This is a genomic window from Providencia sp. PROV_01, from assembly GCF_053098325.1.
The window spans coordinates 1,961,595-1,974,887 of the sequence record NZ_JBRFKD010000002.1 but is presented as its reverse complement, the minus strand read 5'-3'; the positions used below and the strand labels follow the sequence as shown (position 1 = coordinate 1,974,887).

Below are 13,293 nucleotides of genomic sequence, written 5' to 3'. Positions count from 1 at the left end.
ATTCCCATAGAAAGTTAAATAAATAGTCAATTAACTTAAAAATCCGTTTCGTGCGTTAATTTTTTCGAATAAATCAAACGTTCAGGTTGTTCTTCTTCATACAACATTTTTTCAAACATACAAATAGCCGCATCAGACTCTTCACTCACTAATAACTCTATTCTTCCGCAGCCTCTGGCTATCAGTTTTTTTTCTAGTCGACTCACTAATGCATTAGCAATACCACGACCGCGATATTCAGGGTGAACAGCAAGATAAACAGCTGTGCCACGAATGCCATCGTAGCCCCCCATAATAGTACCGACAATTTCACCGGCAACTTCAGCCACTAAAAATAAGTCGGCCCCACACTGTAATTTGCGTTCAATATCGAGTTCAGGATCACCTGAAAATTCATTGAGAACACAACGCTCCCATAAGGTCAGGACGTCTTCATAATCACTTTGCCGAAAGACTCGTATTTCCATCTCATTTGCCTACTTAAGCTAATCTTTCTGCCATTATCTCTGCTTTTGCAACACAATCAATATTCAATATGCCTTTCTTCGAGTAAAAGGGTATACTTTAACCATTATTTTTTTGCTATGGTTCTATTATAAAACAATGAATTACCCAGATATTGATCGCGTAAAAGCCTATTTGCAGAACTTGCAAGAGACTATTTGCCAAAAAATTACTGAGCTAGATGGTAAGCAAACTTTTCTAGAACAAACATGGGAACGAACTGAAGGTGGTGGCGGTCGTAGCCGAGTACTAACGAAAGGCGCATTATTTGAACAAGCTGGGGTTAACTTCTCACATATTAAAGGAGAAAAGTTGCCAGCATCAGCCTCTGCACATCGGCCCGAGCTTGCTGGCCGTAGCTACCAAGCAATGGGCGTCTCTCTTGTTATTCACCCTCTGAATCCTTACATTCCAACTACCCATGCTAATGTTCGTTTCTTTATCGCTGAAAAAGAAGGTTGTGAGCCCGTTTGGTGGTTTGGTGGCGGTTTTGATTTAACCCCTTTCTATGGTTTTCATGAAGATGTTATCCACTGGCATACCGTTGCTCGTGATCTATGTCGCCCTTATGGGACTGATGTATATCCTAAATATAAAAATTGGTGCGATGAATACTTTTTCCTGAAACATAGAAATGAACCTCGAGGTGTTGGTGGGCTATTTTATGATGACCTTAACCAAGGTGGTTTTGAGTCTTGTTTTAGCTTCACTCAAGCGGTGGGTAATGGTTTTTTAGATGCCTATGTCCCGATTGTTGAAAAACGCCGAGCTCATTCATGGGGTGAAAGAGAACGTCAATTCCAATTATATCGTCGTGGTCGCTACGTAGAATTTAATTTAGTATGGGATAGAGGTACATTATTTGGCTTACAAAGCGGAGGCCGCACAGAGTCAATTTTAATGTCAATGCCACCGCTTGTTCGCTGGGAATACGACTATCATCCAGAACCTAATAGCCCAGAAGCTGCCCTCTATACTGAATTTTTAGTCTTAAATAAAGAGTGGGTTTCGCCATAATTGATAACACTGGTTTATAAATTAAGGTAGAAAAATAACCGTTCTACCTTTCTAACATAAAATAATAATTATTGATTATAAATCTTAAATATCAAGTAGTTACAAATCAATTACGACAGATTATGATTCCATTTCACCCAACTGAATGGAGTTGTAATATGAATCAAATTTTAGGCCGTTCATTATTATCACCTTGTTTATTAGCAAGTTTAGTCACTAAATCAGGCCACACAGACTTAAAATCAACGCTCACGCATATCAATGATATTATGAGCCGAACCTATTCACATGAAGATGCATTACTCCACCGCAATAATCTTTCAGCTTGCCCTATAGATATGATAGGAAAGCGCTATAATCGCTTTATTCGCGATGCTCAACGCCCTGTCCCACATAAAAACCACTGGCATTCCGACCTGCCAATTTGTGAACGTTCAGGACTTTCACCTGATAGCCATATGCCACATGATGACTACGCGGTGATTATGCGCGAAGAAGATACTCATGCGCCATCAGAACCAGCGGGGCAAGTATTTAATTCAATTGGCATTATCCGTACCTTTTTTAAGGAAAAATTAAATATTGACCAAATTTTTGGCTGTTCTGCTGATATTAATGCGGTTATCCATTATGGAACAAACTACGCTAATGCATTTTGGAATTCTCAAGCTATTTTCTTTGGTGACGGGGATGGAATCGTTTTTGGCCCATTCTATAATGACATCGATATAATCGCTCACGAACTGGCTCACGGCTTTATTAGTTCAAAAGCTGATTTTAGATATACTTACCAATCTGGTGCGCTCAATGAGTCTGTCGCAGATGTACTTGGGATTATGGTGAAACAATATTTAAATAATGAAACAGCCGATACTTCTAATTGGCTACTAGGCGAAAATTTATTTATTGACCAAATAAATGCGCCGGCACTACGTTCTATGATAAACCCAGGGGATGCTTATTATCTTTCTGACGATGTTAGAGACCCGCAAGTTGGTCATATGTCTCAATATCAGGATTTACCTATTTTTATTGACAATGGCGGCGTACATATTAATTCAGGTATCCCAAATAGAGCCTTTTACCTATTAGCTAAGAGTCTTGGAGGTTATACATGGGACATCGCCGGTAAAATTTGGCTTGAAGCCGTGTCTGACAATAATGTGACAAAGAGAGCCAACTTCATCGAATTTGCTAATGCAACGATCCGTGCTGCTAAGAAATTATTTGATGATAATATCGCGCAAAAAACACAGCAAAGCTGGTTAGATGTTGGACTAGTTTTAAAACTGCAATAATTTATATAAACAGTTTTAAACTAATTTAAGATTAATTTTTCTGTAAAACATAAAGGCCGATAATAAAGAGCTCAAAACAACTCTTTTATTCAGCCTTATTAATCAAACCTGCACGTTAACGTTTTTTCTTTTTTCTACCTGGTTGTGTAAACTTTTTGCGTGTCGGGTTTTCTGGTTTTACTTTGGGTTTACTTGGCGAAGTCTGCTTTGTATTACTTTTGTTAGCAGAAGCTGACTTCTGTGGCTTCTTTACTTTTACGTCTGATTCAGATTTTTCCATCATATCAAATAATTCAATCAGTTCATCATCAGTTAAATCACGCCACTCCCCGACAGGAATGCCTGTTAACTTAACATTCATGATGCGAACACGTTCAAGCTTGGTGACCTCAAAGCCAAAATGCTCACACATACGACGAATTTGACGGTTTAGTCCTTGTACAAGTGTAATTCTAAAAACAAAAGGAGCCTCTTTCTTAACCTTACATTTTTTCGTCATTGTTCCAAGAATGGGTACTCCAGCCCCCATTCCACGAATAAAGTCATCCGTTACGGGTTTATTGACCGTGACTAAATACTCTTTTTCATGAGAATTGCCTGCCCGTAAAATTTTATTCACCAAATCCCCATGGTTGGTGAGAAAAATTAACCCTTGAGAGTCTTTATCTAAGCGGCCAATCGGGAAAATTCGGGTACTATGATTAACATAATCAACAATATTATCTTTTTCACCACTCTCTGTCGTACTAACAATACCGACAGGCTTATTGAGTGCGATTAATACTAAATCTTCTTCATTACGCGGCTCTATTAATTGCCCATTAACTTTTACCACGTCACCAGCAAAAACTTGGTCGCCAATTCCTGCACGCTTACCATTAATAAATACATTACCTTGTTCAATATAACGGTCAGCTTCACGCCTTGAGCAAATACCACTTTCACTAATATATTTGTTTAAACGTGTAGAAGAACGAGTGTCCATAATTTTCCTCAATCTTTGATTCTTACCCTTACGTTCATCATGATATATGCTAGTAACGTAAGGGCGATATTCATTCTTAAAGTATTATCCAGATAATATTAAAAAGCCGTAACATAATGACTTTGTTACGGCTTTTATGCGTTCAATAGGGCTAATTAAGCTTTCATCAGCGCCTTATTGACTAGCGTTTTTTCAAATGCTGCATTAAACGCTTACGCTTACGCAACTGGGTTGGCGTTAACTTATTTTTCTTATCTGCATAAGGGTTTTCTCCCTCTTTAAACAGAATTCGAATTGGCGTTCCCATCACTTGCAATGAACGGCGGAAGTAATTCATCAAATAACGCTTATAGCTATCTGGTAAATCAGAAACTTGGTTACCGTGGATCACCACAATTGGTGGATTGTGTCCCCCAGCATGGGCATACTTCATTTTAACACGACGACCACGAATAAGCGGTGGTTGGTGCTCATCTTCTGCCATCTTCATGATACGAGTTAATAATGCAGTACCTACTCGACGAGTTGCAGACTCATAAGCTTCTTGCACTGATTCAAATAAATTACCCACTCCACTACCATGCAGTGCAGAAATAAAGTGAATACGCGCGAAATCAACAAAACCAAGACGCAGTTCAAGCATGTCTTTTACGTGCTCGCGGTCTTCTGGCTTCATACCATCCCATTTATTGACTGCAATCACCAATGAGCGCCCCGCATTGAGGATAAAGCCAAGTAAAGATAAATCTTGGTCTGAAATACCTTCGCGTGCATCGATAACTAAGAGTACGACGTTCGCGTCTTCAATCGCTTGCAATGTTTTGATAACAGAGAATTTTTCCACTGTTTCTGTAACTTTTCCACGCTTACGCACACCGGCGGTATCGATTAAAATATACTCACGCTCATCGCGTTCCATTGGGATGTAAATGCTGTCACGTGTGGTTCCTGGCATATCAAACACCACAACACGTTCTTCACCTAAAATACGGTTGGTTAATGTCGATTTACCGACATTCGGACGGCCAACGATGGCTAATTTAATCGGTAATGTTGTTGGGTCAAAGTCATCTTCTTCGTCTTCATCAAGCTCACCTTGAGCTTCTAACTCAGCCCAATATGCCGCATTTTCTTCTTCCTCGGTCAACTCAACTTCTTCCTCGTCTTCTTCCACAAAAGGTTTCAACGACTGTTCAATTAACTGAGTAACACCGCGACCATGTGATGCCGCGATCGGATGAATTTCGCCTAGGCCAAGCGAGTAAAAATCTCCGATTGCCGTAGTTACATCAATTCCATCGGTTTTGTTCGCGACTAAATAGGTTTTTTTCTTGCGACTACGAAGGTGTTTGGCAATGCCTTCATCAGCGGGCATTAACCCGGCTCTTGCATCAACCATAAACAGAACAATGTCTGCCTCTTCAATTGCTTGCAAGGACTGTGCGGCCATGTGCGTCTCTACGCCTTCCTCAGTCCCATCGATACCACCCGTGTCTATAATAATGAACTCATGCCCTTCAACTTCAGCACGACCATATTTACGATCACGAGTCAGACCGGGAAAGTCCGCTACTAATGCGTCACGGGTACGGGTTAAACGGTTAAATAACGTGGATTTTCCTACGTTTGGACGCCCTACCAGCGCTACGACGGGTATCATTTTTAGATGCCTCACAACTTTTATTAACTAAAGGAATTCTGAGGCTTTAACTCAGAAAACAAAAAACGAAACGGCTCCTATCTTCAGGAACCGTTGATTTTATCGATAAATTGGCGGTTTGTCAGAAAATTAACGTGTTAAGAGGTAAACTGTTCCGTTTTTTGTCTGAACCATTAGCTTATCACTTGCAACCACTGGACGACTGTGAATACCGGAGCTGTTTAATTTGTTTTGTGCTACAAACCCGCCCGTACTCATATCTAACCAATGCAGATAACCTTCTTTATCACCGACCACAAGATAGCCATTATACATTTCTGGCGCAGATAGCCCGCGGTTTAGCAGTTCTTCCTGTGTCCACAGCGTTACACCATCGCTTTTACGAACAGATAACACGCGATCATTTTGGTCGACAAGATACAGGTTTTCACCTGACATCACCATGTCATTGATTGAGCCAAGCTCGCGTTTCCACAGAATTTGACCTGAACGCATATCCAGTGCGGCTAAAGTACCATTATAAGCAATCGCATACACTTTACCGTCATCAATAATTGGTGTCATATCGACATCATTTAAACGGCCGATTTCTGTCGAACTTGTCACTTGAGAAATACGTTGTTGCCAAATTAACTGACCTTGAGACAATAGCACCGCACTGACACGGCCGTTATCCCCACCGACAATCGCAGCACCAAAAGCAACCGCAGGAGCAGATTCACCACGTAATGACAACGATGGTGTATCCATGTTAACGGTCCACTTGATTTCACCACTATTGACATCTAAAGCTTGTAGTTGACCATTACTGGTGTGAATAATAACAAAGTCGTTACTCACAACAGGTTTAGAAAGGGCTTCGCCTGCAACTTCGACATCCCAAGCAACTTGGCCATCTTCTTTGTTCAGAGCAATAACGGTTCCGCGCTCAGTACCCACAAAAATTTTATCACCATCAACGGTTAAACCACCTGATAGCAATGCCGATAAGTTAGCAGAAAGAAAACCCGTGCGTTTAGATAAATCGACTGACCACAGTTCTTTGCCACTATCGAGTTCAAAGGCTTTAACTAAACCTTTGCGGTCTGCTGCATAAACGGCTGAACCATCCCAAACAGGTGATAATTCAGAATAAAATTGTTCAACACCATTTCCAACCGATTTATCCCAAACAATTGATGGGGTGAATTGATTTTCAACCTGTGGAAGTGGCGCCATGATAATAGAATCAGTTTCGCTGGAACAACCGGCAAGTAAAGCTGAAGCGACTAGGCCAACTAAAAGTGTTTTGCGCAACTGCATGTTTGTCGTTTCCTTTCTTCTTATGAATTAGATACGTTGTTCAACTTCAGAGTCAAAATACCTCTAATAGATTGAGAGCCTTCACTTTCTAACCCCTGAGCATAAGCGGCTTTTGCACCAGCTTTATCGCCCTTATGGAGTAAAGCATCGCCACGGACATCCTGTGCCGTTGCTTGCCATGATTTACTTTTAATATTTGCAACTGACGCTATCGCGCCATCAGCATTACCTTGGGCTAATTGCACTCGCGCTAAACGCAAGTTAATTAAATCTTGCATATCCACGGTTTTTGCCTTGGCTAGTGCATTGGTCAATGCAGTTTGTGCATTAGCTAAATCGCCTTTATCCACCGCGATTTGTGCAAGCTCTAAGCCCATCATCGCACTGTATACATCGTCGGTTTCAGCCGCGAATTTTTGCGCTGCAACAATGCCTTGCTCTGAGCCTGAACGTAATTGGCTATTTACTGCTTCAAACTTTTGAGCGCTTTCCTGCAGTACATTCGTTTTATGAGACTGCCAGTAGTTCCAACCAAATACACCACCAACACCAATTACGAGGCCAACAACTAATGCCACGCCATTATTCGCAAAAAAGCGTTTAATCGCATCGACTTGATCATTTTCGTTTGTATAGACTTCCACTTGTCTCTCCTTAACCTAATAACTCGGCGATGCGTGACGCCATAAGTTGCTGCGAAATAGTTTCTTGTACGCCTGTGCGTAAATCTTTCAATGTGACTTGGCTATTTTTAATTTCATCTTCCCCCAAGATCAGTGCAATTTTAGCGCCTTGTTTGTCCGCTCTTGCTAACTGTTTCTTGAAGTTACCACCACCGTGGTTAGTCATTAACCGTAGTGTTGGTAGTGCATCACGTACTTTTTCGGCTACTAATATCGCTGCTTGTTGGCTATCTTCGCCAAAAGAAGCAAGATAAACATCAGCAACTGAAGCATCCGCTGTAAATTCTGGGTTCACTTCTTGGACTAACAACACCATCCGTTCCATACCCATGGCAAAACCAACCGCAGGTGTTGCACGACCGCCTAATTGTTCAACTAAGCCGTCATATCGACCGCCCGCGCAAACTGTGCCTTGTGAGCCCAGTGCCGTTGTTACCCATTCAAAAACGGTGCGGTTGTAGTAGTCAAGACCACGAACTAAGCGTTGATTAACGCGGTATTTAACCCCTGCTGCTTCTAATAACTTACATAAGCCATCAAAGTGCTCACGTGATTCGACATCAAGGTAATCAAACAGTTCAGGTGCATCATTCAATAAAGCCTGAATTTCTTGATTTTTAGAATCCAAAACACGTAGAGGATTTGTATACATGCGACGCTTACAATCTTCATCCAGCTTGTCTTTATGCTGTTCTAAGAAAGCAACTAAAGCCTCACGGTAATTGGCACGCGCTTCTAATGAGCCAATCGAGTTCAGCTCTAAAGTCACATGCTCACTAATGCCTAACGCTTTCCACCAACGTGCCGTCATTAAGATGACTTCAGCATCGATATCAGGACCCGCAAGACCAAAAACTTCAGCCCCTAACTGGTGAAATTGACGATAACGTCCTTTTTGTGGGCGCTCATAACGGAACATAGGTCCTAAATACCACAAACGCTGTTCCTGATTGTACAGCAAACCATGCTCAATACCGGCACGGACACAACCTGCGGTATTTTCAGGGCGTAATGTCAGACTTTCATCGTTACGGTCATTGAAAGTGTACATTTCTTTTTCAACGACATCCGTCACTTCACCAATCGCTCTGCGAAATAGCGGGGTCTGCTCTACAATCGGGGTACGAATTTCACTAAAACCATAACCCTGTAAAATATTTTTCAATGTTGCTTCGATTTTCTGCCATACACGCGTGTCAGCTGGTAAGTAATCATTCATACCGCGAATGGCTTGGATATTTTTTCCCACTTTATTTCTCTATTTTCAGAATTACATAAGTTTGATTATAAGAGCGAAATATCATCTGGTTCAATCAACAAACACCAATTACTGATACTAATCGGGATTTATCTGTCAATTTGTACGGTGAGCGACCGATTTTAGAAAAAAATGCGGATGATTGATAGAGTGTTTGTTCTAAACATGCCAAACGACTCAGTGAGCCGCTTAGCAGTAGAATACACAAAATTAGTCTTTTAAGTTGACTTCAATCCGCTTGCTTTCATCCATCATTGCCGCTTTGGCTCGAATTTTAGCCTCTAACTGGTCGATAATGTTGTCATTATCAAAACGCTCTTTTTGTCGTTTACCGTCTTCATAAAAACCGCTCTTGGTTTTTGCCCCTGCAACGCCTAGCGTAGAAACTTCCGCTTCACCAGGGCCATTAACCACACAGCCAATAATCGATACATCCATTGGTGTAATGATATCTTCTAAACGCTGTTCTAATTCATTCACGGTACCAATCACATCAAACTCTTGCCGTGAACAAGTTGGGCAAGCAATAAAATTAATACCACGTGAACGAATTCGCAGTGATTTTAAGATATCAAAACCCACTTTAACTTCTTCAACAGGGTCAGCAGCTAAAGAAATACGCAAGGTGTCACCGATACCTTCAGACAATAGCATTCCTAAGCCAATTGCAGATTTTACTGAACCTGCACGGGCACCACCGGCTTCGGTAATCCCTAAATGCAGTGGTTGATCGATTTTATTCGCTAATAAACGGTAAGAGCCGACAGCAAGAAATACATCTGATGCTTTTACACTAACCTTAAACTGATCAAAATTAAGCCTATCTAGGATGTCCACATGACGCATTGCCGACTCAACCAATGCTTCAGGTGTTGGCTCGCCGTACTTCTCTTGAATATCTTTTTCAAGGGAGCCACCATTAACCCCAATACGAATTGGAATATTGTAGTGGCGTGCGCAATCAACAACTTGGCGAATTCGTTCTTCGCTACCAATATTACCTGGGTTAATACGCAAGCAATCAACGCCGTATTCTGCCACTTTTAATGCAATACGATAGTCAAAATGGATATCCGCCACCAATGGAACGCTAACTTGCTGTTTAATCAATTTAAATGCTTCAGCGGCATCCATGGTAGGAACAGAAACACGCACAATATCAACACCCACACGCTCAAGGGATTTTATTTGGCGAACTGTGGCTTCGACATCAGTTGTACGGGTATTAGTCATTGACTGGACAGCGATAGGAGCGCCATCGCCTACGGGTACGCTACCTACATTAATACGGGTGGATTTACGTCTTTTTATCGGTGATTCATTATGCATTTTGGTTTAATTCTCCGAACGTCCATGTGCTCTTTGTTACCGTGGTACTCTTTATTACCGTGATATTCTTTGTTACCGCGATATAGTTTTAACGATTATTTTTATACGCTCAACTATACACAAGAAAGCAAACTATAGCCTATCAAAAAAGATGTTTTCGGATATAGTTTGCTTCTTTTTACCTGTCTGTTTTTAGGCTTCAGGTAACTTCAATTTTGCTGGACGTTTCGCTTTAATGAAGCGGCTTAAATCAACAGTATTGCCTTGAAACTGTACAGTGACATTCGCTGGCGCACCAATATTCAGGCGATAAGGTTGCGGCCCATCAAGTTCCAACTTATCACCATTATTTTTGGTGCCACTAAATAAGATTTTATTATTCGCATCACGAATTTCTAACCAGCACTGGCCAGTAAAATTCAATACTAGGGCTTGACTGCTTGCAGCAACAGGTTCAGCCGTTTCTGTATTTTGTGTTCTGTCTAATGCAACTGAAGATTGCGGTGCATTAGGTAATGGAATTGTTTTGACAGGCTCGGTAATAGGGTCAGTCGCTAATACGGGCTCTTGAGTTTGTAATTCAAGAGTATTTTCCGGTACAACAGGCGCCGTGTCAGTTGAGACGACCTCTGTTGATGTCAGTAATTCAACCGGTGTGGTGTTATTATCTTGCTGGGACAAAATCAAATCATTTTGATTTGCCATTGAAACTAGCTCATTTTTTTGAGCGTTATGATCCTGCCACCACCATATGCCAACCATTGCGATAAGAACAATCACAATCAACCAAGTCAGCTTCATTAACCAACCTTCGCGCTTTTTGCGTTTTTTCCCCAAAGAATAACTTTGCATAGGAGAAACTTTGGCTAACGTAACGGTTTCTTCCGTTTTCATATACGTTTTTAATTCGCTTTCGGGTATACCTACCATACGAGCGTAAAGACGAATATAGCCTCGTAAAAATGTTGGTTCCACGCCAGCGGGAGCAATATCTTGTTCTATCTCTTTTACCGTACTGATTTTAAGGCACAATCGTTCTGCAACAACATCTTGGGTTAGCCCCATGCGCTCACGTGCTTGCGTCAATAATTGTCCTACTGTGGTCGTAGCTTGTTCGGTATTATTTTCGATAGTCATTTGCTGGCAACACTATTTCCAAGTTTAAAAGATATAAAGCAAACATTGAGCAGCTTTATTCGTCAATAATTTATCATCATGTTGAAACAACAATTAAATTTTTCTTATTGCTTCAACTATTGTAGGTGAACAAAGGCGTTTTGCCTAACTCTAAAACGCCCTAAATCATCACCTAATTCACTGATTCAAGCCTATTTATAAATCAGACTGTTTTTACCTTGATAGGTTCCCCTGCTAAGCGTTTTTTCAACGTTCGTTTTGTTCTGTCGATCACGTCGCCAGCAAGTTGCCCACAGGCAGCATCAATATCATCACCGCGTGTTTTGCGCACTATCGTGGTAAAACCATATCCCATCAATACTTTACAAAAACGGTCAATACGACTATTCGAACTTCTACCGTATGGCGCCCCTGGGAACGGGTTCCATGGAATTAAGTTAATCTTACTCGGTGTATTTTTTAAACATTCCGCTAATTGATGTGCTTGCTCAACACTGTCGTTCACGTGATCTAACATCACATACTCAACAGTTACTCGCCCTGCATTAGCATTCGATTTCGTTAAATAACGATTCACACTGTTGAGGAAGGTTTCAATATTGTATTTTTTATTAATTGGAACGATATCGTCACGGATATCATCTGTTGGCGCATGCAATGAAATCGCTAACGCAACATCAATCATATCCCCTAGCTTATCCAGTGCAGGCACAACACCTGAAGTGGAAATCGTGACACGGCGCTTAGATAGACCAAAGCCGAAGTCATCTAACATAATTTCCATCGCAGGGACGACATTATTCAAATTCAGCAATGGTTCGCCCATTCCCATCATCACAACGTTGGTAATTGGACGACGTCCACTGGATTTCAGTGAACCAATAATTTTGGCAGCTCGCCAAACCTGACCAATAATTTCTGAAACACGTAAGTTACGGTTGAAGCCTTGTTGCGCCGTAGAGCAGAATTTACATTCCAATGCGCAACCCACTTGTGAAGAAACGCACAATGTTGCACGGTCTGCTTCTGGGATATACACCGTTTCAACCAGTTGGTCACCCACTTTGATTGCCCACTTAATGGTGCCATCTGATGAACGCTGTTCATCAGCGACTTCTGGTGCACGGATTTCCGCGACTTCTTTCAGTTTTGCTCTAAGGACTTTATTAATATCGGTCATTTGGTCAAAATCATCATAGCAATAATGATAAATCCATTTCATGACCTGATCCGCGCGGAACGGTTTTTCACCCATTTGAGCAAAGAACTCGCGCATTTGCTTGCGGTTTAAATCAAGTAAATTGGTTTTTTGGTTCGTTTTTTCTGGTGTGACAGAAATAGCGGAAGAAGTTGCACATTGTGCATCTGTCGTCATATCAGACATGGTGTATTGCCTCGTTGTTACACTTTCGGCAGTGCTAGTAGTGAGTATAGCACGACGTAATTTTTGCGGTCTTAAAAATATAATCGCCCCGCTAATCATAGCAGGGCGTCGCATTGTACAAACTTTATAACAATAATGCTAATGCATTAGTTAAAGAAGTCTTAGCGTGGGCAGATTTCATCAGCAGTGAAGAAATACGCGATTTCACGTGCAGCAGATTCTTCAGAGTCTGAACCGTGAGTTGCGTTTTCAGTGAAACTGTCTGCGTAGTCTGCACGTAAAGTACCCGCTAATGCGTTATCTGGGTTAGTTGCGCCCATCAGGTCACGGTGACGTTGGATTGCGTTTTCACCTTCTAACACTTGCAGCATGATAGGGCCTGAAGTCATGAATTCAACCAGACCTTCAAAAAAAGGACGGCCTTTGTGTTCAGCGTAGAAGCCTTCAGCTTGCTCACGAGTCAAATGCATCATTTTAGCAGCGATGATTGTGAAACCCGCGCTTTCAAAACGGTTGTAGATTGCACCAATAACGTTTTTCTTCACAGCGTTTGGTTTAATAATAGAAAATGTACGTTGAACAGTCATAAATAACCTCTTAGCGATTCATTAGGCCTTTATTCTTTATTCTTCCCTGTAACTTAGGATGCAAGAACTTAAAATAGGCATGTTGTAGTTTTTTATATTATTTCTAATTCTATTGTTAGGCCTTTAGACTTCAAAAGCAACCATATCTA

At 41.2% G+C, this 13,293-nt stretch carries 12 protein-coding genes; 2 read left to right on the top strand and 10 right to left on the bottom strand.

Annotated features, from left to right (window positions below; translation table 11 throughout):
* Positions 1-35: 35 nt before the first annotated feature.
* Positions 36-467, bottom strand: a complete 432-nt coding sequence (locus ACU696_RS09510) for a GNAT family acetyltransferase (protein WP_209102012.1) — start codon at positions 465-467, stop codon at positions 36-38.
* Positions 468-603: 136 nt separating this feature from the next.
* On the opposite strand from ACU696_RS09510, the gene hemF reads away from it, so the two are divergent.
* Together hemF and ACU696_RS09500 are read left to right on the top strand one after the other, a co-directional pair.
* Entirely contained in the window at positions 604-1,521 is a 918-nt protein-coding gene (gene hemF, locus ACU696_RS09505) for an oxygen-dependent coproporphyrinogen oxidase (RefSeq protein WP_004912622.1), read from the top strand.
* 158 nt (positions 1,522-1,679) lie between these two features.
* A complete protein-coding gene (locus ACU696_RS09500) occupies positions 1,680-2,819 on the top strand; it encodes a M4 family metallopeptidase (RefSeq protein WP_184957485.1) in 1,140 nt (379 codons plus the stop codon).
* A gap of 115 nt (positions 2,820-2,934) precedes the next feature.
* Here the strand turns inward: ACU696_RS09500 and rluF are convergent, their stop codons facing one another.
* The 9 genes from rluF to ndk all read right to left on the bottom strand — a co-directional run bounded on the left by rluF (position 2,935) and on the right by ndk (position 13,144).
* A complete protein-coding gene (gene rluF, locus ACU696_RS09495; protein WP_109911482.1) occupies positions 2,935-3,804 on the bottom strand; it encodes a 23S rRNA pseudouridine(2604) synthase RluF in 870 nt (289 codons plus the stop codon).
* 181 nt (positions 3,805-3,985) lie between these two features.
* The gene (gene der, locus ACU696_RS09490; RefSeq protein ID WP_004912629.1) at positions 3,986-5,464 is read right to left on the bottom strand and encodes a ribosome biogenesis GTPase Der; all 1,479 of its coding nucleotides are present in this window, start codon (positions 5,462-5,464) and stop codon (positions 3,986-3,988) included.
* A 129-nt stretch (positions 5,465-5,593) separates the two neighbouring features.
* Positions 5,594-6,766 (bottom strand): outer membrane protein assembly factor BamB, encoded by a 1,173-nt coding sequence (gene bamB / locus ACU696_RS09485; RefSeq protein WP_004912633.1) that lies wholly within the window; start codon positions 6,764-6,766, stop codon positions 5,594-5,596.
* Positions 6,767-6,786: 20 nt separating this feature from the next.
* A complete protein-coding gene (locus ACU696_RS09480; RefSeq protein WP_004912636.1) occupies positions 6,787-7,410 on the bottom strand; it encodes a YfgM family protein in 624 nt (207 codons plus the stop codon).
* 10 nt (positions 7,411-7,420) lie between these two features.
* Positions 7,421-8,698, bottom strand: a complete 1,278-nt coding sequence (gene hisS / locus ACU696_RS09475; protein WP_109911481.1) for a histidine--tRNA ligase — start codon at positions 8,696-8,698, stop codon at positions 7,421-7,423.
* Positions 8,699-8,917: 219 nt separating this feature from the next.
* The gene (gene ispG, locus ACU696_RS09470) at positions 8,918-10,036 is read right to left on the bottom strand and encodes a flavodoxin-dependent (E)-4-hydroxy-3-methylbut-2-enyl-diphosphate synthase (RefSeq protein ID WP_004264895.1); all 1,119 of its coding nucleotides are present in this window, start codon (positions 10,034-10,036) and stop codon (positions 8,918-8,920) included.
* A 192-nt stretch (positions 10,037-10,228) separates the two neighbouring features.
* Positions 10,229-11,173: a cytoskeleton protein RodZ gene (gene rodZ / locus ACU696_RS09465; protein ID WP_004912642.1), complete on the bottom strand. Its 945-nt coding sequence runs from the start codon at positions 11,171-11,173 to the stop codon at positions 10,229-10,231.
* Positions 11,174-11,375: 202 nt separating this feature from the next.
* The gene (locus tag ACU696_RS09460; protein ID WP_004912645.1) at positions 11,376-12,557 is read right to left on the bottom strand and encodes a bifunctional tRNA (adenosine(37)-C2)-methyltransferase TrmG/ribosomal RNA large subunit methyltransferase RlmN; all 1,182 of its coding nucleotides are present in this window, start codon (positions 12,555-12,557) and stop codon (positions 11,376-11,378) included.
* Between the two features lie 161 nt (positions 12,558-12,718).
* Positions 12,719-13,144, bottom strand: a complete 426-nt coding sequence (ndk, locus tag ACU696_RS09455) for a nucleoside-diphosphate kinase (protein ID WP_004264899.1) — start codon at positions 13,142-13,144, stop codon at positions 12,719-12,721.
* Positions 13,145-13,293 lie beyond the last annotated feature (149 nt).